The sequence below is a fragment of the Streptomyces sp. H51 genome, assembly GCF_035656535.1.
Taxonomy (GTDB): domain Bacteria; phylum Actinomycetota; class Actinomycetes; order Streptomycetales; family Streptomycetaceae; genus Streptomyces.
Window position 1 is genome coordinate 90764 of the sequence record NZ_JAYMHD010000087.1, and the last position, 25728, is coordinate 116491.

A 25728-nucleotide genomic window follows, 5' to 3' on the forward strand; every position below is an offset into this window, starting at 1 on the left:
GCGGCGCACCGCCCCGCGCCCACACGCACGGCGTCGAGGACCTGTGCGAGGAGGGCCGCCGCCTGTACTCCCGCGCCCTGCTGGAAGGCCGCGTACCGCGGCGGGACGCGCGCCGGGCGGCCCCCTGCCTGATCGGCCACGGGCTGCTGCAGCCCGACCGTGAGGACGACCGCTGGCTGCGCCCCGTGGCCCCCTCCGTGGCCCTGCCCCGGCTGCTGCGCACCATCGAGGACAGCATCTCCGTCCAGCGCCGGCGCGAGGCCAGACTGGCGGACCTCTTCGAGCCGTTCATGGTCCTCGACGCCCAGATCGTGCCGGGCAACGACCCCCTGGCGATCAGCGTCCTGGGCGGTCTGGAGCAGATCAACGCCGCCATCTCCGAAGCGACCGCCCGCGCCGGCCGCGAGGCCCTGGCCATCCAGCCCGGCAGACGCTCCGACACCGCGATGGCCGCCTCGCTGCCCATGGAGCAGCGCCTGCTCAGCGCCGGCGGCCGGATGCGCACGCTGTACCAGCACACCCAGCGCCACTCCCTCGCCGTCCAGGCCCACTACGAGCAGTTGCGGGGCGACTTCGAGGTCCGCACCCTGGACGAGCTCACCGAGCGGCTCATCGTGCTGGACCGGACCGTCGCCTTCATCCCCGCGAACGCCGACCGCACCCTCGCCCTCGAGGTACGCCACCCCGCCCTCGTCGGCTACCTGGTCACCGCGTTCGAGCGGCTGTGGCGGCTGGCCACACCGATGCTCCCGGAACCGGCCGGCCTGCCCGCCCGCGGCGGCGTGACGCCGCGTCAGCACGTCGTCGCCGCGCTCCTCGTCGAGGGCCACACCGACGCCGTCATCGCCGAGCGGCTCAGCATGAACGTGCGCACCGTCCGCGTCCACATCGCCAAGCTCGCGGCGACGCTGGGCAGCGAGAGCCGGGCCCAGCTCGGCTACCTCATCGGACAGTCCGGGATCCTCGACCGCGAACGGTGACCGGGGCGGCGTCGGCGGGCCGGCGGGGGCCGTCCAGGCCCACCTGGGCGATACGGACGCCGAGTTGGGTGCGGCTGGCCGCGCCGAGGGTCTCGGACAGCCGCGCGATGTGCGCGCGGCAGGTGCGGACGCTGATGCCGAGCCGCTCGGCGATGACGGCGTCCTGGTGACCCTCCGCCAGCAGGGCCGCGATGGACTGCTCCCGGTGCGAGATGCCCTCGATGCCGGTGTCCGGCAGCGGCGCGGTCAGCGGGATCGCCAGCCGCCACAGGCGGTCGAACACCGTGCCCAGATAGCCGACCAGGGCCGGGTGGCGCAGTTCCAGGGCGAGGGTGCGGTCGGCGTTCGCGGGGATGAAGGCCACCGTGCGGTCGAAGAGGATGAGCCGGTCGATGACCTCGTCGAGGGTCCTCGCCTCCACCGCGTCGCCCATCAGCTCCAGGTAGTTGAGCAGCCCCTGGCCGTGCCGCGCCACGTGCGTGTACAGGTCCCGCATCCGCACGCCCCGGCCGCGCAGCGCGAGGGCCCGGTGCAGGCCCTCCGTCAGCTCGTGCTCCGGGCGGATACCCCCGGGCTGCACGGTCAGCACCTCGGTCGTGCACGCCTCGGTCGCCTCGTCCATGGCGGCCTGGATGCGTGAGAGACCGTCCAGGACGCGGATCGCCGAGCCCCCCGAGCCCTCGGGCGACGCCGCCGGCACGGGCGGGCCCAGACCGGCGTACCGCTCGACGGCGGCCACCACCGCGCCCACCCGCCGCTGGCTGGCGCTGACTTCGTCGTACACCCCGCGCAGCAGCCGGGTCATGACCTCCTGCGGGGAGGTCGGCACGAGCCAGTCCATGTCGTCGGGATCGGGGTGCAGCAGCGCCAGTTCGAGCAGGCAGGGCACCGGTCCGGCGTCCCGGCGGGGCACCCGGCCGCGCCGTACGGCCCGGGAATACACGCGATCCCCGGCCTCGCACAGTCGGTCAGCACCGTGTGGATGCTCGTCCGTCCCGTGCCCGGCCATCGCCCGTTCCACCCCCGGTTCCGCCGTCTTCCGCAGCGCAACTATGCGCGGACCGAACCGGCTCCGCAACACGGCTCCCGCACCGGTGACCGCCGGAAAGCACCGGTATGCACGCCTATGACCAGGGCTTCTTCCGTGCGGTTGCAACAAGCTGATGCCGCTTCCGCCGGACGCCGCCGCATCGGGGCGGGAGCGGCCGGGCCGAGGCGGGCCGGAGCGGGGCCGGCGTTGGCCGGATATCGCCGTGGCGTCAGTTCAGGCCGATGGCGGCGCAGGCCGACTTGTACTTGCCGGCGCAGATGTCGGAGATCTTGTAGATACCGTCCGCGACGACGGTGGACCTGATGTTCTTCCTCGTCAGCGCGGTCACGGTGACGAGCTGCGCCGGGATGTCCTTGTCGGTGGGGCTGTCGACGGTGTCCTCGGTGAGGGCGTCGAACTGGATCTCGTGGCCCTGGACCTTGGCCACCGCCATCTCCGCGGCGGCCGCCGCCTCGTCGGGGTAGGACTTGTACACGCTCATGTACTGCTCACCGGCGACGATCCGCTGCACCGCCGCGAGTTCGGCGTCCTGGCCGGTGATCGGCGGCAGCTCGGTGACCCCGGCGTTCTCCAGCGCCTTGACGATGCCGCCCGCCATGCCGTCGTTGGCGGAGTAGACGGCGGCGATGTTGTCCTTGCCGATCGCCTCGATCGCGGCGGTCATGTTGGCCTGGGCGTTCTCCGGCTTCCAGTCCTTGGTGTCGTAGGACCGGGCGATCGTCACCTTGCCGTTGAGCTCGGACATCGCGCCCGACTTGAACTGCTTGGCGTTCGGGTCGGTGGGCGAGCCGTTCATCATGACGATCTTGGCGGAGCTGCCCGCCTCGCCACGCAGGGAGTCCAGCAGGGAACGGCCCTGCACCTCGCCCACCAGCTCGTTGTCGAACGAGATGTAGGCGTCGATGGGGCCCTCGGCGAGCCGGTCGTAGGCGATGACCGGGATGCCGGCGTCCTTGGCCTTCTTCACCTGGGCGGCGATCGCGTGCGCGTCGACGGCGTCCAGCAGGATGATGTCGACCTTGTCGTCGACCATCCGCTGCATCTGCGCGGCCTGCTTGTCCGCGTCCTGCTCGGCGTTGGCGTAGGAGACCTTGCCGCGGTTGCCGGTCAGCGCGGCGACATGCTTCTTGATGATGGGGTAGTCGAAGCTCTCGTACCGGGTGTTGGCCTTCTCCGGGAGCAGCAGACCGATGGTGACATCGTTGCCCTTGGTCGGACTCGCCGTACTGCCGCTGGACGACGTGCCCAGCACCCCGCAGGCGCTCAGCGACACGGACAGGGCGGACGCGGCCACGGCTATGGCGGTACGACGCATGGAGCTGCTCACTTCTGATGCTTTCCGGACATGGGCGCACCCTCGCGACCCAGGTGTCTGAAAAGACAACGCTTCCCCAACCCTCAGCGTCAAGCCGAACTACTTAACGAGTGCGCAACGCCACGCTCCGCTGTGTTGTGAAGACCCGACACATCAGCATCCCCAGTTCGTCCACAAACCCTCCACCCAACGGCGAACCACGAAAAGGCAAAGACCCGTACAACCAACCGCTTTCCTCACGAGTCGTGATCACGGCAGCCCTTTTCAGCCCTTCCCCGTTCGAGCAGAGGACCGAATGAACCCAGCCAGCCGCACGACCGCGGCGGCCACCGCCGTCGTGCTCGCCACCGCGGGCACCCTGCTCACCGCCGCGGCCCCCGCGTCCGCCGCGACCACCTGCACATCCCCCGTCTACAAGCGGCAGTTCTACGCGAACACCACGTTCTCCGGCACACCGAAGAAAACGGACTGCGACTCCGCGATCGACCAGAACTGGGGCACCGGCGCCCCCGCCTCCGGGCTGCCGTCGAACTACTTCGGCGTCCGCTGGACCGTCACCCGCGACTTCGGCTCCGGCGGCCCCTTCGCCCTCGCCGCCTCCGGACTCGACGGCATCCGCGTCTACCTCGACGGCGTCCGCAGGATCGACCTGTGGAAGAACACCTCCACGACCGTCTCCAGAACCGCCAACGTCACCATCCCGTCCGGCAAGCACACCCTGCGCGTCGACTACGTCAACTGGACCGGCGGCGCGAAGGTCAAGTTCGCCTACACGCCGCGGACCTCGGCGACCGTCGACAGCGTCAAGCCCCTCGCCCCGGCCGGGGTCTCGGTCGCGTACGACAAGGCCACCAGCAAGGCCAAGCTGACCTGGGCGAAGAACAAGGAGATGGACCTCGCCGGATACCGCGTCTACCAGCGGGCCGAGGACTCCGGCGTCTGGCGCCTGGTCAGCGGTGACGTGTTCAACGCCACCTCGTTCACGCACGCGCTGCCGCCGACGGGCGCCGTGTACTACTACGAGCTGCGGGCGGTGGACAGGGCGGGCAACGAGTCCGCCGGCAGCACCGACCAGCTCGTCACGACCGTCGACCGGACCCCGCCCGAGACGCCGGTCCTGACGGCGACCGACCATCCCCTGCTCGGCGTCGACCTCCTGTGGGACAACGTCGACGAGGGCGGACTGCGCTTCGACACCTACCGCGCCGCCTCACCCACCGGCGAGTGGACGAAGATCGGCGCCGGCATGGGCGGCAGCGGCGTCCTGGACGGGACCGCGCCCTTCGGGAAGACCTCGTACTACCGCGTCACCGCGACCGACCCGGCCGGCAACAGCGTCCAGTCCGACATCCTGGCCTTCGCGCGTCCACTGCCCAAGCCGTACCTGGACAACGCGGGCACCGACGCCGACGAGACCGGCGTCGAACTGCGCTGGACGATGGCCAAGCACGCCCCGACGCAGTACCACGTCTACCGCCAGGAGCGCTTCGGCGGCAGCGCCGACTGGGTGCGGGTCGTCTGCGAGCCGTCCGACATCAGCCCCGCCGACGACCCGTACGCGCGCTACGCCTGCACCGACCGTTCGGCCGTACCGAGGACGGACTACTGGTACCGGATCACCAGCGTCGGCGACGACGGCACGGAGTCGGAACCGTCCCAGGTGATCAGCGCGGGCCTGTACGACCGGACCCCGCCGCCCGCCGTCACCGGCCTGCACCACACCAGCACCGAGTACGGCACGGTCCTGGAGTGGGACGCCGGCCCCGCCCCGGACCTCGCCTCGTACCGGGTGTGGCGGGCCACCAGCGCCCGTGACACCTCCACGCACGAGCTGATCGCCACGGTCCCCGCGGGCACCACCCGGTACGTCGACGTCCAGGTGCCGGACGGCCAGGACTGGGTCTACTTCGTCGACGCGATGGACACCGCGAACAACTCCCTCTACACCGTGTCCGGTTCACCAGCGGACGAGGTCGCCGACGTCAGCGTCGACGAGCTCTTCCTCACCCCGTCCTACGCACCCCCGAACACCGCCGCCTGGACCCTGTCCGGCACGGCGGACGGGACGGGGAAGGCGGCGCTGTCGTGGACCTGCGCCACCGGCTGCGCGGCGAGCGGCTTCCACGTCCACCGCTGGGACCGCGCGACGGAGCAGTACGTCCGGCTGACCGACGAGCCCCTGGCCGCCGACGCCCGCGGCTACACCGACCCGGCCACCCCCACCGCCACCACCAGCTACTACCTCGTCTCGGCCGTCGCCGCGGACGGTTCGGAGGCCTTCACCGGCCTCGCACCGGTCGTGGTCCCGCCGAGCGGAACGTGACAAGAGGACCGAATGAACCCAGCAAGACGCACCACCACCGCCGCGGCGGCCACCGCCGTCGTGCTCGCCACCGCGGGCACCCTGCTCACCGCCGCGGCCCCCGCGTCCGCCGCGACCACCTGCACGTCCCCCGTCTACAAGCGGCAGTTCTACGCGAACACCACGTTCTCCGGCATACCGAAGAAGACGGACTGCGACTCCTCGGTCAGCGAGAACTGGGGCACCGGCGCGCCCGCCTCCGGCCTGCCGTCGAACTACTTCGGCGTCCGCTGGACCGTCACCCGTGACTTCGGCTCCGGCGGCCCCTTCTCGCTGCCGGTCTCCGCCCAGGACGGCATCCGCGTCTACCTCGACGACGTCCGCAAGGTCGACCTGTGGAAGAACGTGTCGACGACCGTGAAGAAGACCGTCGACATCACCGTCCCCGCCGGAAAGCACATCCTCCGCGTGGACTTCGTGAACTGGACCGGCCCGGCGAACGTCACCTTCTCCTACCTGCCGCGCACCTCCGCCACCGTGGACACGGTCAAGCCCCTCGCCCCGACGGGCGCTTCGGCCGCCTACGACAGCGCGACCGGCAAGGCCAAGATCGGCTGGGCGAAGAACAAGGAGATGGACCTCGCGGGCTACCGCGTCTACCGGCGGCTGAAGGGCGCCTCGTTCGGCGCCACCCCGCTCGCCACCACCACCTCCACCTCCTACACCGACACCACCCTGCCGGTGACCGGGGCGACGTACTACTACGAGGTCCGCGCCTACGACAAGGCCGGCAACGTGTCCACGGGCAGCGCCGACCAGCCCGTGACCACCGCCGACCGGGTCGCGCCCGGCGTGCCCACCGTGGTGAGCGCGAGCGGCGAGGTGACGCCGACGGGCGGCACCGGCGGGCTGAAGGTCGCCTGGAAGCAGGTCGCGGACGCGGTGTCGTACCGCGTCTTCCGGTCGGCGACCGAGACCGGCACCTACACCGCGCTCGGCAGCACCGGCGGACTCTCCTACCTGGACACCTCGGCCGCCGAGAGCACCGCGTACTACTACCGCGTGTCGGCCGTCGACGCGGCCGGCAACGAGTCCGCGCGGTCCGCACCCCAGCGCGGCTGGATCTGGGACAACGACCCGCCGCCGCTGGTCACCGGACTGACCGCCACCCCGACCGAGTACGGCTTCCACCTGACCTGGGACAAGAGCCCGGCCGCCGACCTGCAGCGCTACCGGCTCTACCAGGGCGAGCTGTACGAGGACGAGGGCGAGCAGGTCTGCTACGCCGACGTCTCGCACTACCTCTACCCCGACGAAACCTCCTTCGACCACACCGCCCTCCCGGACGGCGAAGAGGTCTGCTTCTTCATCGACGCGGTGGACGACGACGGCAACTCCGCCATCGAGTGGAACGGCCCCGCCGAGGCGGTGACCGTCACGGAACTCGACATGACGCCGAGCGTGGCCACCCCGGCGGGCTCGCCGCTGACGCTGGAGGCGACCTCGACGGAGGGCGACGAGGGCAACATGCTGATCTGGTCCGGGCTGGGCGCGGGCGAGGAGACGTCCGGCGAGAAGGCCCAGGGTTTCCGGATCTACCGGTGGAACCCCGCCACGGCGACGTACGAGAAGATCGCCGACCGCGGCGCCGGCGCCTTCACGTACTTCGACACCGGGGTCAGGCGCGGCACCACGTCCTACTACTGGGTGACCGGGGTGAAGGCCGACGGCACCGAGACCACGCCCGCGGGCGACTGGGCGGTCAGCGCGCCCTGAACGCGCGGAAGGGGCCCGGAGAATCCGGGCCCCTTCCGTACCGCGCCTGCGGGTCAGTCCGCGTCGGTGCGGGACTGCGGCTGCCGCTTGGGCCGCCACACCACCAGCGCGCTGGTCTGCTGGACCTCCTGGTAGGGAACCAGGTCGCGCCGGTAGGAGGCGTGCACCGCGGCCTCGCGCTGCTGCATCGCGGCCGCCGCGCCGTCCAGGGCCGCCTGCAGTTCCGCGACGCGGGACTGCAGGGCGGCGACCTGGTTCTCCAGTTCGATGATCCGCTTGATGCCGGCCAGGTTGATGCCCTCGTCCTGCGACAACTGCTGCACCTGGCGGAGCAGTTCGATGTCACGGGCCGAGTAGCGGCGTCCCCGGCCCGCCGTGCGGTCGGGGGACACCAGCCCCAGACGGTCGTACTGACGCAGCGTCTGCGGGTGCAGACCGGACAGCTGTGCGGCCACCGAGATGACGTAGACCGGGGTCTCCTCGGTCAGTTCATACGGATTGCGTCGACGGCCGTCCATCTCGTCATGCTCCCTTCGCGGCCTGGAACAGCTCCGCCCGCGGATCCTCACCCGCGGTCGCCTCGCGATACGCCTCGAGCGCGTCACGAGCCTTCCCCGTCACATGCTTGGGGACACTCACCTCGACGGTGACCAGGAGGTCGCCGCGGGTGCCGTCCTTGCGGACCGAGCCCTTGCCGCGGGCGCGCATGGTGCGGCCGTTGGGCGTGCCCGGCGGCAGCTTCAGGGTGACCGGCGGTCCGCCCAGGGTGGGCACCCTGATCTCGCCGCCGAGCGCCGCCTCCGCGAACGTCACCGGCACGGTCACCGTCAGGTTGTCGTCCTTGCGGCCGAACACCGGGTGGGCGCCGACGTGCACGGTGACGTACAGGTCGCCGGCCGGGCCGCCGCGCTCGCCCGGTGCGCCCTTGCCGCGCAGCCGGATGCGCTGCCCGTCCGACACCCCGGCGGGGATGCGCACCTGCATGGTCCGGGAGGACTTCGCCCGGCCCGAGCCGTTGCAGACCTCGCAGGGGTGCTCCGCGATCAGGCCGCGGCCCTTGCAGTCCGGGCAGGGGTCGGTCAGCGAGAAACCGCCGCCGGAGCCCCGGGCGACCTGGCCGGTGCCCACGCAGGTCGGGCAGACCCGCGGGTTGCCGTTCTTGTCGCCGGTGCCCGAACAGGCCCGGCAGGGGGCCTGCGAGGACATCCGCAGGGGGACCGTCGCCCCCTCGATCGCCTCGGTGAAGCTGAGGGTGACCTCGGTGTCGATGTCCTGGCCGCGCCTGGGCTGCACGCGCGTGGTGCCGGAGCCGCCACGGTTGAACAGGCCCCCGAACACGTCGCCGAGGCCGCCGCCGAAGCCGCCGGCCTGGCCGCCCTGGGCGCCGCCTCCGAAGAGGTCGCCCAGATCGAAGTTGAAGGAGCCGCCGCCCGCGCCCGGCCCCGGGCGGAACCCGCCGCTGCCGAAGAGGGCGCGGGCCTCGTCGTACTCCTTGCGCTTCTTGGGGTCGCCGAGGACGTCGTTCGCCTCGGAGATCTCCTTGAAGCGCTCCTCCGCCTTGGCGTTGCCCTTGTTGGCGTCCGGGTGGAACTCACGGGCGAGCTTCCGGTACGCCTTCTTGATCTCGGCCTCGGTGGCGTCCTTGGGGACGCCGAGGACCTTGTAGTAGTCCTTCTCGATGAAGTCCTTGGTGCTCATCCTCGACGTCCCTCCTTCCCGGTCGGTTCAAGCTCAGCCCTCGTCCGGGCCACCGCTCTCCTTGTCGTCGGCCGCCTCCGTCGTCTCCTCGGCCTTCACGGTCTGCGCACCCGGCTGCGGCTCGGCCACGGCCACCCGCGCGGGGCGGATGGTGCGCTCGCCGATGCGGTACCCGGGCTGCAGGATCGCCACGCACGTCGTCTCGGTGACGTCCGGCGCGTAGCTGTGCATCAGCGCCTCGTGGATCGTCGGGTCGAAGGACTCGCCTTCCTTGCCGAACTGCTGCAGACCCATCTTCGCCGCGACGGTCTCCAGCGACTCCGCGACGGACTTGAAGCCGCCGACGAGTTCGCCGTGTTCCCGGGCGCGGCCGATGTCGTCGAGCACGGGCAGGAGCTCGGTCAGGAGGTTCGCCACGGCGATCTCCTTGACCGTGACCCGGTCGCGTTCGACACGGCGGCGGTAGTTCTGGAACTCGGCCTGGAGCCGCTGGAGGTCCGCCGTGCGCTCTTCGAGCGCCTTGCGTGCCTGGTCCAGCTGGGCCGTCAGACCGGTGATCTTCTCTGCGTCCCCGGCCGGGGCCGCCTCCTCCTTGGGGGCGGCGGCCTTCGGCTCGGCGTCGTCGGGGGTCGCGCCGGAGGGGACGTCGGGCTTCTCCTCGAAGCCCGGGGTCTCCTCCGTCACGCGGCACCGTCCTTGCGCTCGTCGTCGACGATCTCGGCGTCCACGACATCGTCGTCGGCCTTCGGGGCCTCGGCGCCGCCCGCGGCGGCCTGCGAGGCCTGGGCGTCGGCGTACATCGCCTGGCCCAGCTTCTGGGACACGGCCGCGACCTTCTCCGTGGCGGAGCGGATCTCGGCGATGTCCTCGCCCTTCAGCTTCTCCTTCAGTTCCGCGAGGGCGGCCTCGACCTCGGTCTTGATCTCGCCCGGGACCTTGTCCTCGTTGTCCTTGAGGAACTTCTCGGTCTGGTAGACGAGCTGCTCGCCCTGGTTGCGGGTCTCGGCGGCCTCGCGGCGCTTGTGGTCCTCCTCCGCGTAGCGCTCGGCCTCCTCGCGCATGCGGTCGACCTCGTCCTTCGGGAGCGAGGAACCGCCGGTGACGGTCATCTTCTGCTCCTTGCCGGTGCCGAGGTCCTTCGCCGTGACGTGCATGATGCCGTTGGCGTCGATGTCGAAGGAGACCTCGATCTGCGGGACGCCGCGCGGCGCCGGCGGCAGACCGGTCAGCTCGAACATGCCGAGCTTCTTGTTGTACGCCGCGATCTCACGCTCGCCCTGGTAGACCTGGATCTGCACCGACGGCTGGTTGTCCTCGGCCGTGGTGAAGATCTCGGAGCGCTTGGTCGGGATCGTGGTGTTGCGCTCGATCAGCTTGGTCATGATGCCGCCCTTGGTCTCGATACCGAGGGACAACGGGGTGACGTCGAGGAGCAGGACGTCCTTGACCTCGCCCTTGAGGACACCGGCCTGGAGCGAGGCGCCGATGGCGACGACCTCGTCCGGGTTCACACCCTTGTTGGCCTCCTTGCCGCCGGTCAGCTCCTTGACGAGCTCGGCGACGGCGGGCATACGGGTGGAGCCGCCGACGAGGACGACGTGGTCGATCTCGTTGATGGAGATGCCGGCGTCCTTGATGACGTTGTGGAACGGCGTCTTGCAGCGCTCCAGCAGGTCCGCGGTCAGCTGCTGGAACTGAGCCCGGGTGAGCTTCTCGTCCAGGTGCAGCGGGCCCTCGGCGGACGCGGTGATGTAGGGCAGGTTGATCGAGGTCTCCGTGGAGGAGGACAGCTCGATCTTCGCCTTCTCCGCGGCCTCGCGCAGGCGCTGGAGGGCCATCTTGTCCTTGGCGAGGTCCACGCCGTGACCCGACTTGAACTGCTGCACCAGGTAGTCGACGACGCGCTGGTCCCAGTCGTCACCACCGAGGTGGTTGTCACCGTTGGTGGCCTTCACCTCGACGACGCCGTCGCCGATCTCCAGCAGGGACACGTCGAAGGTGCCGCCGCCGAGGTCGAAGACGAGGATCGTCTGGTCGTCCTTGTCGAGGCCGTAGGCGAGCGCCGCCGCGGTGGGCTCGTTGACGATGCGCAGGACGTTCAGGCCCGCGATCTCGCCGGCCTCCTTGGTCGCCTGGCGCTCGGAGTCGTTGAAGTAGGCCGGGACGGTGATGACCGCGTCGGTCACCTTCTCGCCCAGGTAGGCCTCGGCGTCCCGCTTCAGCTTCTGCAGGATGAACGCGGAGATCTGCTGCGGGTTGAAGTCCTTCCCGTCCAGCTGGATCTTCCAGTCGGTGCCCATGTGGCGCTTCACGGACCGGATGGTCCGGTCCACGTTGGTGACCGCCTGGCGCTTGGCCACCTCGCCGACGAGCACTTCACCGTTCTTGGCGAAGGCGACGACGGACGGCGTGGTCCTGGCACCCTCGGCGTTGGTGATGACGGTGGGCTCGCCGCCCTCCAGAACGCTGACGACGGAGTTAGTCGTGCCCAGGTCGATGCCGACCGCACGTGCCATGGTTGCTTCCTCCAGCTGACTTGAGTGGATCGGACTCAAGTGTGCCTGACACACGGCGCTGGGTCAACAGACCTGAGTCAACCGGACTCAACTCTTATCCGTTTCTGACGCGCAACCGCCGCGTGACCTGCGACGACGCGACCTCCCGCACCTCCCGCACCTCCCGCACCTCCCGCACCTCCCGCGGCCCCCGCATCCCGTACACGGGGACGCGCAGCAGCGCGAGAACGGCGACGACCGCCACCGCGGCCACCCAGAACACCCCGGACTCCGCGCGCCCCAGATGGGTCAGGACGCCGACGAGTACCCCGGCGAAGGCGCCGATGCCCAGGACGACGGTCACGCCCTGGGCGGTGAGCCCGAGCCGGCGCAGCCGGTGCCCGAGGTGGTCGGGGCCGCCGCGCGACAGCGCCCGTCCGGCCAGCCGCCGCGACAGCACGACGAGGAGGACGTCGGCACCCGCCACGGCGGTGAGCGCGAACAGCACCCCGGCGCTGGAGCCGAGGCCGTGACCCGCACGGGTGAACACCGCGGCCGCGGCCGGCAGGAACCCGGTGAACAGCGCCCCGCAGGCGCCGAGCCCGACCCGCGCGGGAGGCCAGTTGTGGATGAGGAACCCGGCCAGCGCGGCGGCCAGCACGCTCATCAGCAGGGCGACCGCGTCCATCACCTCGGCGGCGGCGCAGGCGGCCACCCCGAAGGCGGTGAGCACCCCGACCGTGCCGGCCAGCGCGTCGGCGTGGTCGAGCGCGCGGAAGGCGAGGGCGACGAAGGTGATCCAGCCGACGGCCAGCAGCCCGCCCGGCACCCCGGTCTCGCCGTACGGCACCACGCAGGCCGCCGCCACCGCCGTACCGGCGGCCAGGAACCGCGTCCTGACCCGCCGCACGTCCGCCGCCAGCCCCAGCACGGCGACGGCGGCCGCGGCGGTCAGCACCCTTTCGAGTTCCGGGCCGAGCGGTGCGGCCCCGGTCCACCGCCCGGCCGCCGCCACCAGGCAGGTTCCCAGCACGAGCGCCGGTCCGCCGACGGGCGGCGCCGCCCGCCGCCGTCGCGACCCGGCGCGGCCGAGTCGCAGGGCGGGTCTGCGCAGCAGGGTGGCGAGCGCTGCGGTGAGGAGCAGGGCGGTGGTGGCGGCGGCGATCCCATAGAGCACGGGTCCAAGTTAGAAGCTGATGTCACAATTTGACGTGAATAACACGATAAGAATTTTCAGCAGCCCCCGGCGCGGGACCGGAAGAGCGGAGGTGCAGGCCCCGTGGAGCGGGGAAGGTGAGGCGACCCTCAGTGCGGTCTTAAGGCGACCCTCAGCGACACAGATCACCGAACGCCCGGCTACATTGCGACGGAAGATGGGGGTAGTCTCAGACGGACTGCATAAGTTACCGCTTAGTAATAACCGCTCGATAATCTCCCTCGCAGGCCCGAGGAGCCCCGAAATGCAACTCGCCGCGATCATCGTGTCGCTGGTACTCGCTGTGGTCGGCGCCGCGCTGTTCGGCCGCGCCATCGCGCAGATCTACCGATTCGTACGGCTCGGCCAGGACGTCCCGGCGGGCACGCGCACCAACGACTGGACCGCCCGCACCGCCACGGTGATCAGGGAGTTCCTCGGCCACACCCGGATGAACCGGTGGGGCGTCGTCGGCGTCGCCCACTGGTTCGTCGCCGTCGGCTTCTTCTCCCTGGTGCTGACCCTGGTCAACGCCTTCGGCCAGCTCTTCCAGGCCGACTGGACGCTGCCGGTCATCGGGCACTGGCTGCCGTACGAGTTGTTCGTCGAGTTCATCGGCACCATGACCACGCTCGGCATCCTCACGCTGATCGTGATCCGCCAGCTGTCGCTGCCGAACCGGCCCGGACGCAAGTCCCGCTTCGCGGGCTCCAACTTCGGCCAGGCCTACTTCGTCGAATCCGTCATCCTCATCATCGGCCTCGCGATCATGACGCTGCGCGGCCTGGAGGGCGCCCTCGCCGACGTGCACGGCTACGAGGCCGCGTACTTCGCCTCGTACCCCCTGGTCCTCGCCTTCAAGGGCCTGAGCGTCGGCGCGCTGCAGAACCTGATCTACCTCACCGCGATGCTCAAGATCGGGACGTCCTTCGTCTGGATGATCGTCGTCTCGCTGAAGACGGACATGGGCATCGCCTGGCACCGCTTCCTGGCGTTCCCGAACATCTGGTTCAAGCGCAACGCCCGCGGTGAGACGGCCCTCGGCGCCCTGCTGCCGATGACGAGCGGCGGCAAGCCGATCGACTTCACCGACCCCGGCGACGACGACGTCTTCGGCGTCTCCCAGGTCGAGCAGTTCTCCTGGAAGGGCCTGCTGGACTTCTCCACCTGCACCGAGTGCGGCCGCTGCCAGTCGCAGTGCCCGGCCTGGAACACCGGCAAGCCGCTCTCCCCCAAGCTGCTGATCATGTCGCTGCGCGACCACGCGCACGCCAAGGCGCCCTACCTGCTGGCCGGCGGCGGCAAGACGATGGAGGGCGAGGAGAAGGCGTCCGAGGAGCAGCTGGCCGGCGTCCCCGCCGCCGCCCTCGCGGAGGCCGAGCGCCCGCTGATCGGCACCGCCGAGGAGAACGGCGTCATCGACCCGGACGTGCTGTGGTCCTGCACCACCTGCGGCGCCTGCGTCGAGCAGTGCCCGGTGGACATCGAGCACATCGACCACATCCTCGACATGCGCCGCTACCAGGTCATGATCGAATCGGCCTTCCCCTCCGAGGCGGGCACGATGCTCAAGAACCTGGAGAAGAAGGGCAACCCCTGGGGCCTGGCGAAGAAGCAGCGCCTGGAGTGGACCAAGGAGGTCGACTTCGAGGTCCCGGTCGTCGGCAAGGACATCGAGGACCTCACCGAGGTCGAGTACCTGTACTGGGTCGGCTGCGCGGGCGCCCTGGAGGACCGCGCGAAGAAGACCACCAAGGCCTTCGCCGAGCTGCTGCACATCGCGGGCGTGAAGTTCGCGATCATGGGCGGCGACGAGAAGTGCACCGGTGACTCCGCCCGCCGCCTCGGCAACGAGCCCCTCTTCCAGGAGCTCGGCATGGAGAACGTGGCCGCGCTGAACATGGCGTTCGGCGAGGAGACGGACGACGAGGGCAACGTCACGCCCGAGTCGAGGAAGCCGAAGTCGGCGAAGAAGATCGTCGCCACCTGCCCGCACTGCCTCAACACGATCGGCAACGAGTACCCGCAGCTCGGCGGCGACTACGAGGTCATCCACCACACGCAGCTGCTGCAGCACCTCGTCGACGAGGGCAAGCTGATCCCGGTCACCCCGGTCGAGGGCATCATCACCTACCACGACCCGTGCTACCTCGGCCGCCACAACAAGATCTACACGCCCCCGCGCGAGATCATCGCCAAGGTCCCGGGCCTGCGCAACGAGGAAATGCACCGCCACAAGGAGCGCGGCTTCTGCTGCGGCGCCGGCGGCGCCCGGATGTGGATGGAGGAGCGGATCGGCAAGCGCATCAACAACGAGCGCGTCGACGAAGCTCTCTCGCTGAACCCGGACATCGTCTCCACCGCCTGCCCGTTCTGCCTGGTCATGCTCACGGACTCGGTGAACGGCAAGAAGAACGACGGCAAGGCCAAGGAGTCCGTCCAGGTCGTGGACGTCGCCCAGCTCCTGCTCGACTCCGTCAAGACCCCGCTCGACCCGGCGGGCGAGGCGGAGCCGGAGAACGAGCCGGAACCGGAGCCGGTGAAGTAACCGCCCCCTCCGTCCCCCTCCGTCCCCCTCCGTCCCCCTCCGCCCCCTTCCGCCGGCCGACGCCCCCGCGCCCCGCACTCCGCGGGCCGGGGGCGTTGCCGTGCCGGGGGGCGTTGCCTGGCAGGGGGGCGTCGCCTGGCGGGGGGTGGCGTCGCCGTACCGGGGGTGCCGACGCCGTACCGGGGGTGCCGACGCCGTGCCGGGTGCCGTCGCCGTGCCGTGCCCGGAGGCCGCCCGGGGCTGTCGCCATGTCCGGGACACGTGCATCATGGCCCAGGCGTTGTCGACGGTGCGGACGAGGAGAACGGTGCACGTGCGAAGAAGCGGAGCGGGTACCGCGTCCGCACTGGGCTGTTCGCTGGGCTGTCTCCTGCTCCTCCTCTCCGCCTGCGGCCCCGGCACCGACGCCGGCACGGCCCACCCCACCCCCGTACGGGTCGCCGACGCACCCGCCCGGCTCCCGGTCCCCCGCGGCAAGGGCAGCGAGACCGCGGACGACTTCAACGGCGACGGCCACCGCGACCTGGTCCTGGACAGCCTGGTGAAGGCGCAGAGCCACGCCGACGACGCGGGCATCGGCATCGTCTACGGCAGCGCGCACGGACTCACGCCCGGCGCCCGGCAGCTCATCAGCCCCGTCGAGTACGCCGCCCGCGTCGAGGGGCAGCCGACCGCCGTCTTCGACGCGGAGGCGAGCTGCGACCTGGACGGCGACGGCTTCACCGACCTCGTCGTGTCGACCGACCCGCCCTACGACGGCCAGGGACAGCCCCCGGTCCCCCTCCAGATCCTCTTCGGCTCCCCGGACGGCCTGACCCACGCCGTCCCCCTCACCGTCCCCGGCCGCGCCCGCTACGGCAACGACTGGCCCGACCAGCCGGTGTGCGGCGACTTCGACGGCGACGGCGCCCAGGACCTCGTCCTGCACGCCACCGGCGGCCGGCTGAGCTACCTGCGCGGCCCCTTCACCCACCTGGGCGTACCGCACGCCGCCGGCGCCCCGATCCCGTCCCCGGGCGAGGTCCCGGCCGGGCCGGCGGCCGATGTCGACCGCGACGGTTACGACGACCTGGTGGTCCGCGCCGCGGAGGGCACCGGCAAGGCGTCCGTGGTCCGCGGCGGCCCCGCCGGCCCGACCCGCACCGCGGCCGCCCTGCCCGCGGGCATCGACGTCGCCCTCGGCCGCTTCGGCCGGGGCGCCGCCCTGGACGCGGCGGTGGGCGGCATGGGCGAAACCTCCCTGCGCTACGACCTCCCCACCCCCACCCGCGCCACCCTGGCCTCCCCCGGCTCGATGCTCGACGCCGCCGACTTCGACGGCGACGGCCTGAGCGACCTGGTCTCCAGCGGCTCCCGCCTGCGCGTCTTCCGGGGCCGTGCGACCGGCCTGACCACGGCGGGCATGGTCACCGTCGAACCGACGGCCCAGGGCACCAGCCGCGTCCTGGCGGTCGGCGACTTCGACGGCGACGGCCGGGCGGACCTGGCGGTGCGCACCTACCTCGGCGAGACGAAGGACACGGTCGCCGTCTACCCCGGACGGAAGAAGGGCCTGGTGTCCACCAAGCCGTCGATCACCTTCTCGACCTCCGAGTTCCTGCCCCGCTGAGGTGACACCGCCTCACCCGCCTCACCCATCTCACGGATCTCCGTTTTTCCCCAACTCCCGTACAACCATTGCCCATTCGCAATGGTCTCCTCTTAGCCGTCCGGCACGTGAACGCGGGGACAAATCCCTGTGAACCGGGCGGACGCGCACCCATCATCTGCGGATGCCGGCCACGGCATCCCCGCATGCCGCAGGAGAACACGCATGCACCAGTCTCTGCGACTCGCCCTCGCGACGGCCACCGCCGCCGCTCTGACAGGCGGTCTGCTCACGTTCTCGGCCGTCACCGCGACGGCCGCGGACTCCACCCACGTCCCGCAGGCCGACTTCAACGGCGACGGGATCGGCGACGTGGCCTTCTCGGCCCCCGGCGCCTACGTGAACGGCAAGAAGAACGCCGGCCAGGTCGTCGTCCTCTACGGCTCCGCCTCCGGTGTGTCCTCCGCCAAGCGCTCCACCATCAGCCAGAACACCACCGGAACCCCCGGCACCGCCGAAACCGGCGACTTCTTCGGCAACGACACCGCCTACGCCGACTTCAACGGCGACGGGTACGACGACCTCGCCGTCGGCGCCTCGGGCGAAGACGTCGGCAGCGACACCGACGGCGGCGGCGTCACGATCCTGTGGGGTTCGGCCTCCGGCCTGACCGGCAAGGGCACCACCGTCGCCGACCCCGCCCCCACCTCGCACGACTACTGGGGCGAGACCCTCGCCGCGGGCGACTTCGACGGCGACGGCAAGGCCGACCTGGCCGTCAGCAGCTCCACCGCCACCATCCACGTCTTCAAGGGCGGCTTCACCACCTCCGGCACCGCCGGCGGCCGCTACACCATCAAGCCTCCCATCCAGGGCTCGGGCGGCATCGGCCCGGTCAACCTCACGGCCGGTGACGTCAACGGCGACCACCGCACCGATCTGGTGGTCGACGGCTACGAGACCCAGACCGACTACGGCTGGAACCGCAACTACTACGTCCCCGGCACCTCGACCGGCCTCAGCAGCGCCTCCGCCAAGGCCCTCAAGCCCGGCGTCATCACCGCCATCGGCGACATCAACGGCGACGGCTACGGCGACATCGTCAGCGGCGCCTACTGGAACACCACCACCTCGGACGGCACCACCATCCCGGACTCCGCCAAGGGCGGCAAGGTGTGGGTCACCTACGGCTCGTCCAGCGGCCCCGGCACGGTCACCGGCATCACCCAGGACACCGGCAACGTCCCCGGCACCTCCGAGAACAACGACTGGTTCGGCTACGAGCTCGACCTCGGTGACGTCAACGGAGACGGCTACCTCGACCTCGCGATCGGCGTGGCCGGCGAGAACATCGGCAGCGCCGCCAACACCGGCGCGGTCACGGTCCTCTACGGCACGGCGAACGGCCTGAACACCGCCTCCGGCGCCCAGTCCTTCGCCCAGTCCACCGCGGGCGTGCCCGGCACGGACGAGGACGACGACCAGTTCGGCCTCGACGTCAAGCTCGACGACGTCACCGGCGACGGCCGGGCCGACCTGACCGTCGGCTCGGCGGAGAACGCCAACGACGGCGCGGTCACCTACCTGCCCTCCGACGGCACGCGGATCACCACGGCCGGCTCCCGCGCCATCTCACCCGGCACCGCGGGCGTCTCGACGACCGGCTCGCCGTACTTCGGCTGCAACTTCGCCGACTGACCGGCGACGGACCGGCGGCTGACCGCCGACGGACCGGCGTCATCAGGCCCTTAGGGGTCCCGGGAGAGGCCCCGTAAGGGATGTCACAGCTCGGCCGCAATGCCGGGCCCGGAAGTCCGGGTCCGGCACGCGGATCTCCCGGACCAGGTACGTTCGAAGGCGTGGCTGGATTCAGGAACGGACGCGGCGGCCGTAACCACGGCACCCCGCACACGCGACCGCAACAACCCCCGTACGGACAGCAGGCGCCGCAGGGGCCGTCGTACGGCTACCCCCCACCGCCCCAGCCGTACCCGGGACAGCAGGGGCAGCAGTACGGCAACGGCGGCCACGGCGAGCCGGAGTACTTCGGCGACGGCGCCCCGCACGCGCCGCAGGGCGCCTACGACCCGTACGCGGCCAACAACCCGGGCCACACCCAGGCCTTCTCCATCGACGAGGCCTACCACCAGGGCGAGACCTACCGGGCGGGCTCGGCCCCGGCCCCGGGCCCCATCGGCCCGCGCCTGCACTGGAAGGAACTCCTGCGGGGGATCGTCTTCTCCCCCAACCAGACGTTCCTGCAGATGCGCGACTACGCGATGTGGGGCCCCGCCCTCACCGTGACGCTGCTCTACGGCCTGCTCGCCGTCTTCGGCTTCGACGGCGCCCGCGAGGACGCGATCAACGCGACCCTGTCGAACGCGGTCCCGATCGTCCTCATCACGGCCGTGGCCATGGCGCTGTCCGCCTTCGTCCTGGGCGTGGTCACCCACACCCTGGCCCGCCAGCTCGGCGGCGACGGCGCCTGGCAGCCCACGGTCGGCCTGTCGATGCTGATCATGTCCCTCACGGACGCCCCGCGCCTGGTCTTCGCCATGTTCTTCGGCGGCGACGCGACCTTCGTCCAGGCCCTCGGCTGGGCGACCTGGGTGGCGGCCGGCGCCCTGCTGACCATGATGGTCAGCCGCTCCCACGACCTGCCCTGGCCGAAGGCCCTGGGCGCGTCGTCGATCCAGCTGATCGCCCTGCTGTCGATCGTGAAGCTGGGCACGTTCTAGCGACGACGGTCCGGCGACGGCCGGCAGGCCGTCACCGGACGGGCAGGCCGTCACCGGACGGGCGGGACCGGGCGGGGACCGGGCAGGGCCCAGGACGGCCCGAACCGCCCCCGCCCCCCCGTTGCGGACTCGGCGGCCCCTCAGCCGCCGGTCTCCGGCTCCCAGCGCTCGGGTCCCACACCCCGCCAGTCGATCCACGGCACACCGGCGACCTCCGACGGGTCGATCTCCAGCCCGGCTCGACGCAGGAACTCGGCGACATCGGCCAGGTTGTGCGCCAGCCCGAGGATCTCCCCGTCCACGCGGACGCGCCGGCCACCCGTGGGCGACGGCGGATGCACGATCACACGGATGGACCCGGACATGCCTTCAGGATCGTCCCGGACGTACGCCCCCGCATCCCGGTCCGGCACAACACTCGAATCGCTCATGCGTTCGATTGAAACACCATGCGGATTCGACGTCGAACCGACGAGAGGACGAGACCGAGGCCGCGACCGCCGCGCCTCCCCGGCTCAGTCGGCTTCCGTGTTCACCCTGGGCGCCCCGCCCGACCTGTGCACCGGAGGCAGGACGGACCACGGGAAGTTGATCCAGTCGTCGGTCCGCTTCCACACGTACTCGCACTTCACCAGCGAATGCGGCTTCTCGTATATGACGGCGCTGCGCACCTCGGCGACGGCGTCGAGGCAGAAGTCGCGCACGAGCTTGAGCGTCTTGCCCGTGTCGGCGACATCGTCGGTGATCAGCACCTTCTTGTCGGTGAAGTCGATGAGGTCGGGAACGGGCGCGAGCATGACGGGCATCTCCAGGGTGGTCCCCACGCCCGTGTAGAACTCGACGTTGACCAGATGGAGGTTCTTGCAGTCGAGGGCGTAGGCGAGCCCGCCGGCCACGAAGACCCCGCCGCGGGCGATGCTGAGCACGACGTCGGGCTGGTAGCCGTCGTCGGCTACCGCTTGCGCGAGCTCGCGCACGGCGACGCCGAACTGCTCGTAGCTCAGGTTCTCGCGCCGGGTGCTCACACCTGCGTCCGGTGGAAGTTGAGGTAGGACCGGGAGGCGGTGGGCCCGCGCTGGCCCTGGTACCGGGAGCCGTAGCGCTCGCTGCCGTAGGGGAACTCGGCCGGCGAGCTGAGCCGGAACATGCACAGCTGCCCGATCTTCATGCCGGGCCACAGCTTGATGGGCAGGGTGGCGAGGTTGGACAGCTCGAGCGTGACGTGCCCGGAGAACCCGGGGTCGATGAACCCGGCGGTGGAGTGCGTCACCAGCCCCAGCCGCCCGAGCGAGCTCTTGCCCTCGAGCCGCGACGCGAGATCGTCGGGCAGGGTGATGACCTCGTACGTCGAGGCGAGCACGAACTCTCCGGGGTGCAGGATGAAGGGTTCGTCGCCCTCCGGCTCCACGAGCCGGGTGAGGTCGACCTGCTCGACGGAGGGGTCGATGTGCGGGTACCGGTGGTTCTCGAACACCCGGAAGTAGCGGTCCAGCCGCACGTCGATGCTCGACGGCTGCACCATGGATTCGTCGTAGGGATCGATCACCACCCGCCCGGCGGCGATCTCGGCCCGGATGTCCTTGTCTGAGAGAAGCACGCCCCGAGGATACGCAAGGCGCGCGGACCGGCCACAACCGGACGGCCCACGCGCCTGCGTCACTGCTGTACCGCTGCCCCTACCGCTTCCCGAGGCTGACCGGCACCGCGCTGCGGAGCCTGGCACACCGAGGACACCTCACCAGCCGGCCGGGGCCGAGCCGGCCGGCCTGCTGCATCGGGAACGTAGCGGTGCTGAACACGTGCCCATCGGCACAACGGACGACGGTGCGCTCCATCAAGTCCTGAAGTCCCTTCCCCAAGAGCTGCGTCCGGCTGCTGCTGCCTGACGCCAAATGCCACATTACGGGATCAAAGGAACGACTCACCAGGCGGCACTCCGGCCTCACCCGGCCCCTCTCCCACCCCACCACCGTACGCCCCAACTCCCGCCCCCCGCAGCCCAGTCCCTCCCCCGCAACACCCCGAAACGCACCCAGGCCCCCGGCTTCAACACCGGGGGCCTGCGATGGGGTAAAGTGACGATGCGTTCCGACACCGGTCCGACCGGCGTCTTACGCGGGTGTAGTTTAATGGTAGAACATCAGCTTCCCAAGCTGAGAGCGCGAGTTCGATTCTCGTCACCCGCTCCATGACGAAGGCCCAGGTCAGAGACCTGGGCCTTGCTGGTTGACGAGAGCTTTGGCGCGCGCCTCAGGCGACGGTGTACTCCGCGTCCCCGAAGTCTGCGACTACGCGCAGTCGACCGCCGAGCGCCTCCACGTAGGCCCGGAGGGTCGCGACCTCCGCGCGATCCAGCTCACCGTGCTCGATGGCGGAGACCCGAGGTGCCGAGACCCCCATTGACGCGGCCACTTGGCGCTGAGTCAACGCCTGTTCACGTCTGACCTCCGCGAGCTTGTGAGCGCGCACTTCGGCGGTCAGCCGGTCCATGGCCGCTTGCTTCTCCTGAGGCGACCGCACCGGCAGCCCCGAGGCCGCACGCCGCTCGCGCGCCTTGCGCTTGGTCTCCTCCCAGCTCACGGTGCTCATTCGTACTCCCTAGTTTCAAGATCGGCCAGATGTGCCTGGTACCGCTCCTCGGCAAGCGGAATGTTGATGTCGTACCAGCGCTGCCAGTTTCCGGCTTTGTCGCCGGCCACCAGCAGTACTGCCCGGCGTACCGGATCGAAGGCGAAGAGGATGCGGATCTCACTGCTCCCGGATGATCCCGGCCTCAACTCTTTCAGGTGATGGTTCTCAGCACCCTTGATCCGATCCACCAGCGGGCGGCCGAGCGTCGGGCCCGTTGCCGCCAACATGTCGATAGCGTCTTCTACCTGTTCAGAGCTGTCCCAGTCCTCTTCGGCCAGTGCCTCGAACCACGCCGCGACCTCCCCGACGAGAACCACTTCCCATTGAGCCACGGCCACAATGTTAATGCAAGAGTTAACCTCGCTGTGGTGGTCGACCTGCCGGGGCCGACGCTCGGGGAGCACGCCGGGCAAGCTCGGGCAAGACCTGCCGGCGGTGTGGCCCGCCCGCGTAGATCACGAGGCGGAAGGCCCTCCCGGCGTTCGCCCGGGAGGGGGCAGGGGTCGGTGTCGACGAGACCGGAGCGCGCCGCACCACAACCGCACCAGATCGAGCGGGGAACAGCGGGGAACCACGGTGAAAGCAGTCGGGCGAGAGGAGTCCGCGCCGAAGCCGTTCGGCGAGGTCAGCACCTGGAGCAGCCCAAAATGATCGCAGCTTCCCAAGCTGAGAGCGCGAGTTCGATTCTCGTCACCCGCTCCACGACGAAGGCCCAGGTCAGAGACCCGGGCCTTTTTGCTGTGTGCGACGATCACTCGTCGCGTGCCAGATCCGTGCCAGAACGCTCGCCGCCCGCCTTCTCCGCCGCGGCAGCCCGAGCCTTCCGCACGGTGGCGTCGAGGCCGGCGGCGACCTCTTCCTGACGCTCGTCGTCGGAGTGCTGGTAGATCAGCGCGGCCTTCTCGGACGACTGCCCGGCCCGCACCATCGTGTCCTTGAGCGTGGCGCCGGACCGGACCTGGCCGTCCAGCTCGACAGTGATCGTCGTGTCCGACACGTGCACGGTCACGGTCCGGCCTGCGTAGGGGCGGCCGAGGGAGACGGTCTGGCGGCAGACCATGACCGTGCCGACCGCGCTGACCCGCCGCTGCACCCTCACCGGCTCCACTCGGGGCCGTGGCGGCGGGCCGGCGGGCCGCAGACCCCGCAGCCTCTGCACCTGGTCGCGGGTGAGCGGGTTGAGCCGCACCCGCAGCAACTCCCGCGAGGACAGATCGAAGAACGACAGCGTCTCGTCGTCGATGCGGATGCCCACCTGGCGGCCTCCGAGGATCTCCGCCGCCAGGACCTGGTGCCCGCCCAGGCCCACCAGGCCGCTGTTGTTCACCACCCGGTCCACCTCGAACGCCACCCCGTCACCGGCCGGAAGCGGGGCCGGTCCAGCCACACGTCCACCCCAGGCGGCCAGCCGCCCCAGACCCGCCACCGACAGATGCGACCGAACGCTCTTGATCCGCGCCCCGGCAATCAGCAGATGGATCACCTGCGTGTCGGCCCAGAACGTCACCGTCAGCCCCGAGCGGGCCGCACCCAGCCAGAACTGCTTGCCCGCGACCTGCAGATTCCCACTCGCAGGCACCACCCGCTCGAACTCCACCGGCCCACCGGGCCCCACCGGCACCGCTGCCGGGACCACCTCAGACGGGCCGGCCGGTACGGGTGACACTTCGACCGGATCCGGCTCCGCAGGAGGTGTCCGCTGCTGCGGCACCAACGCAAGCACGCCGGGGATCTTCAGGCCCAGCACGTCCCGCTCCTCATCGGGCACCGGGGTGAACCGGTCACCCGGAGACTGCATGTCCAACGCCTGATGCGGACGCGAGACGTTGTATTCCTCCACCCACGCATCCAGCGCCGCCTGAGCCTGCTCGACCCTCTCGAACGCGCCGCAGTCGTCGAGAAGCTCACGCCGCAGCGTCTGATGGAACCGTTCGACCTTGCCCGTCGTGGTCGGCGACGCCGGCTGGGTGAGGCGGTGGGCGATTCGGTTCTCCCGGCAGATCCGGTCGAACAACACCTCACCACCGTGACCGAACCGGTCGGTGAACTGCTTGCCGTTGTCGGTCAGCACCTCCTCCGGCACCCCGAACCTCTGCAAGGCCCGGGCGAACGCCGCGCAGACCGCCCGACCGGTCGCCCGCTCCACCACCGACGCGATCACGCAATACCGGGAATGGTCGTCCACCCCGGTCACGACCTTCGCCTCGGTCAGCTCCCCCGTCACCGGATCGACCAGCACCACGCCGCCGACGATGTCCATCTGCCACAACTGCATCGGCCGGCCCCGCTGCCAGCGCTTGTAATCCGACCGCTTCCGGCGCCGAACCCCCGGCTCCACCAGCCCATGCCGGATCAGAATCCGATACACCGTCATCCGCGACGGCACCGGCGCCACCGCCCTGTGCCACTGACGTTGATCGATTACGCCTGTGTCGTGGTCTTCTGCTTGAGGCGTTCGTAGGGGGTCTGGCCTCCGAGGCCGCCGTGGGGGCGATGGTAGTTGTAGTAGTCCTCCCACTCGCGCAGTTTGTCGTTGAAGACCTCGGCGTCGTCGATGATGACGCCGTCCAGGAGCCGGTAGAACTCCTCGGCGTCGATGCGGTGGGAGCGTTCGACCTTGCCGTTCAGCCGTGGAGTGCGGGGCTTGATGTAGGTGTGGGCGATGCCCTTGTCGAGCGCGTGCCAGTGGAAGGCGGACTGGAACTCGGCGCCGTTGTCGGTCTGGATGACTTCGACCTTGAACGGCAGGCGCTGCAGCACGTAGTCGAGGAACTGGATGGCGGTCTTCTGGTTCAGCGTCGGGTAGATCCGCAGGACGCGCAGGCGGGTGCAGTCGTCGATGGCGGTGAACTGGTAGTACTTGTTGCGGCCGCCGCGGCGTCCTTGGGGCATCGAGGCGAGCGGCTCGATGAATTTCACGTCGATCTGCACCCGGTGGCCGGGTAGTTGCTTCTCGTACCGCTTCCATCTGCGGTCGTGGCGCTTGTAGCGCTGCGAGGCCGGCAGACGGCCCATGTCGAGCCGGTTGAGGATGCGCCAGACGCCCGACTTGCTGATGGTGACGTCGTGGTACCGCTTGAGGTACATGGCGATCTTCTCGGGGCCGAAGTGGTAGTTCTGCCTGAGGTAGATGATCTTCCCGACCACTTCGACGTGCGTCGCGTTCGGCGAGGTCTTGGGCGCCTTGGAGCGGGTGCGCAGGCCGTCGATGCCCTCGGCCTGGTAGCGGCGGTACCAGGTGTAGTACGCCTGCCGGCTGATCCCGAAGTACCGGCAGGACATTGCGACGTTCCCGGTGACCTCCTCGACGTGGCGTATAACGGCCAGGCGCCGCTTGGCCTCACGGTCAAGCGGCGGGGTGGTGGGCGTGGGCTTCGGCATGTGGATCTCCGTAGTGATCGGAGACCCAGG

At 70.3% G+C, this 25728-nt stretch carries 20 protein-coding genes, 1 tRNA gene and 1 pseudogene; 8 read left to right on the forward strand and 14 right to left on the reverse strand.

Annotated features, from left to right (window positions below; all coding sequences use genetic code 11):
* The first annotated feature begins 41 nt into the window (after positions 1–41).
* Positions 42–980 carry a helix-turn-helix transcriptional regulator gene (locus VKA29_RS34100; RefSeq protein WP_324790226.1) on the forward strand — a complete coding sequence of 313 codons (939 nt, stop codon included), beginning with the start codon at positions 42–44 and terminating at the stop codon, positions 978–980.
* Here the strand turns inward: VKA29_RS34100 and VKA29_RS34105 are convergent.
* Positions 943–1989 carry a helix-turn-helix transcriptional regulator gene (locus tag VKA29_RS34105; RefSeq protein WP_324789919.1) on the reverse strand — a complete coding sequence of 349 codons (1047 nt, stop codon included), beginning with the start codon at positions 1987–1989 and terminating at the stop codon, positions 943–945. The two genes, VKA29_RS34100 and VKA29_RS34105, sit on opposite strands and share 38 nt — an antisense overlap.
* A gap of 250 nt (positions 1990–2239) precedes the next feature.
* Positions 2240–3346 (reverse strand): sugar ABC transporter substrate-binding protein, encoded by a 1107-nt coding sequence (locus VKA29_RS34110; protein ID WP_324789920.1) that lies wholly within the window; start codon positions 3344–3346, stop codon positions 2240–2242.
* A gap of 295 nt (positions 3347–3641) precedes the next feature.
* On the opposite strand from VKA29_RS34110, the gene VKA29_RS34115 reads away from it, so the two are divergent.
* Positions 3642–5669 carry a PA14 domain-containing protein gene (locus VKA29_RS34115; protein ID WP_324789921.1) on the forward strand — a complete coding sequence of 676 codons (2028 nt, stop codon included), beginning with the start codon at positions 3642–3644 and terminating at the stop codon, positions 5667–5669.
* Positions 5670–5681: 12 nt separating this feature from the next.
* Complete coding sequence (locus VKA29_RS34120; protein ID WP_324789923.1) at positions 5682–7424, forward strand: PA14 domain-containing protein; 1743 nt, start codon at positions 5682–5684, stop codon at positions 7422–7424.
* Between the two features lie 53 nt (positions 7425–7477).
* Here VKA29_RS34120 and VKA29_RS34125 read toward each other — a convergent pair whose 3' ends face one another.
* The 5 genes from VKA29_RS34125 to VKA29_RS34145 form a co-directional block, all read right to left on the reverse strand.
* On the reverse strand, positions 7478–7942 hold the full coding sequence (locus VKA29_RS34125; protein WP_324789924.1) for a heat shock protein transcriptional repressor HspR: 465 nt from the start codon (positions 7940–7942) through the stop codon (positions 7478–7480).
* Between the two features lie 4 nt (positions 7943–7946).
* Positions 7947–9122, reverse strand: a complete 1176-nt coding sequence (gene dnaJ, locus VKA29_RS34130) for a molecular chaperone DnaJ (protein WP_324789925.1) — start codon at positions 9120–9122, stop codon at positions 7947–7949.
* Positions 9123–9155: 33 nt separating this feature from the next.
* A complete protein-coding gene (gene grpE / locus VKA29_RS34135) occupies positions 9156–9806 on the reverse strand; it encodes a nucleotide exchange factor GrpE (RefSeq protein ID WP_324789926.1) in 651 nt (216 codons plus the stop codon).
* Positions 9803–11638 carry a molecular chaperone DnaK gene (gene dnaK / locus VKA29_RS34140; RefSeq protein ID WP_324789927.1) on the reverse strand — a complete coding sequence of 612 codons (1836 nt, stop codon included), beginning with the start codon at positions 11636–11638 and terminating at the stop codon, positions 9803–9805. Before dnaK ends, grpE begins: the two co-directional genes overlap by 4 nt.
* A 94-nt stretch (positions 11639–11732) precedes the next feature.
* Entirely contained in the window at positions 11733–12794 is a 1062-nt protein-coding gene (locus VKA29_RS34145) for an MraY family glycosyltransferase (RefSeq protein WP_324789928.1), read from the reverse strand.
* A 283-nt stretch (positions 12795–13077) separates the two neighbouring features.
* Between VKA29_RS34145 and VKA29_RS34150 the strand changes: the two genes are divergently transcribed.
* The 4 genes from VKA29_RS34150 (at position 13078) to VKA29_RS34165 (ending at position 19686) form a co-directional block, all read left to right on the forward strand.
* Positions 13078–15360: a (Fe-S)-binding protein gene (locus VKA29_RS34150; protein WP_324789929.1), complete on the forward strand. Its 2283-nt coding sequence runs from the start codon at positions 13078–13080 to the stop codon at positions 15358–15360.
* A 307-nt stretch (positions 15361–15667) separates the two neighbouring features.
* The gene (locus tag VKA29_RS34155) at positions 15668–16969 is read left to right on the forward strand and encodes a VCBS repeat-containing protein (protein WP_324789930.1); all 1302 of its coding nucleotides are present in this window, start codon (positions 15668–15670) and stop codon (positions 16967–16969) included.
* Positions 16970–17173: 204 nt separating this feature from the next.
* Positions 17174–18646, forward strand: a complete 1473-nt coding sequence (locus VKA29_RS34160) for a VCBS repeat-containing protein (protein ID WP_324789931.1) — start codon at positions 17174–17176, stop codon at positions 18644–18646.
* Positions 18647–18726: 80 nt separating this feature from the next.
* Entirely contained in the window at positions 18727–19686 is a 960-nt protein-coding gene (locus VKA29_RS34165) for a Yip1 family protein (RefSeq protein ID WP_324789932.1), read from the forward strand.
* 140 nt (positions 19687–19826) lie between these two features.
* On the opposite strand, the gene VKA29_RS34170 is transcribed toward VKA29_RS34165, so the two are convergent.
* The 3 genes from VKA29_RS34170 to dcd form a co-directional block, all read right to left on the reverse strand.
* Entirely contained in the window at positions 19827–20051 is a 225-nt protein-coding gene (locus tag VKA29_RS34170) for a hypothetical protein (protein WP_324789933.1), read from the reverse strand.
* Between the two features lie 150 nt (positions 20052–20201).
* A complete protein-coding gene (locus VKA29_RS34175) occupies positions 20202–20711 on the reverse strand; it encodes a phosphoribosyltransferase (protein WP_324789934.1) in 510 nt (169 codons plus the stop codon).
* On the reverse strand, positions 20708–21283 hold the full coding sequence (gene dcd / locus VKA29_RS34180; protein ID WP_324789935.1) for a dCTP deaminase: 576 nt from the start codon (positions 21281–21283) through the stop codon (positions 20708–20710). The genes VKA29_RS34175 and dcd overlap by 4 nt, the downstream gene beginning before the upstream one ends.
* A gap of 518 nt (positions 21284–21801) precedes the next feature.
* On the opposite strand from dcd, the gene VKA29_RS34185 reads away from it, so the two are divergent.
* Positions 21802–21875, forward strand: a tRNA-Gly gene (locus VKA29_RS34185).
* 61 nt (positions 21876–21936) lie between these two features.
* Here the strand turns inward: VKA29_RS34185 and VKA29_RS34190 are convergent.
* The 4 genes and pseudogenes from VKA29_RS34190 to VKA29_RS34205 form a co-directional block, all read right to left on the reverse strand.
* Entirely contained in the window at positions 21937–22275 is a 339-nt protein-coding gene (locus tag VKA29_RS34190) for an XRE family transcriptional regulator (RefSeq protein WP_324789936.1), read from the reverse strand.
* Complete coding sequence (locus VKA29_RS34195; RefSeq protein WP_381079949.1) at positions 22272–22658, reverse strand: type II toxin-antitoxin system RelE/ParE family toxin; 387 nt, start codon at positions 22656–22658, stop codon at positions 22272–22274. The genes VKA29_RS34190 and VKA29_RS34195 overlap by 4 nt, the downstream gene beginning before the upstream one ends.
* Before the next feature lie 1217 nt (positions 22659–23875).
* Positions 23876–24718, reverse strand: a pseudogene (locus VKA29_RS34200) (integrase core domain-containing protein); the annotation flags it as partial.
* 20 nt (positions 24719–24738) lie between these two features.
* Entirely contained in the window at positions 24739–25698 is a 960-nt protein-coding gene (locus tag VKA29_RS34205; RefSeq protein WP_324789937.1) for an IS481 family transposase, read from the reverse strand.
* Positions 25699–25728: the final 30 nt, after the last annotated feature.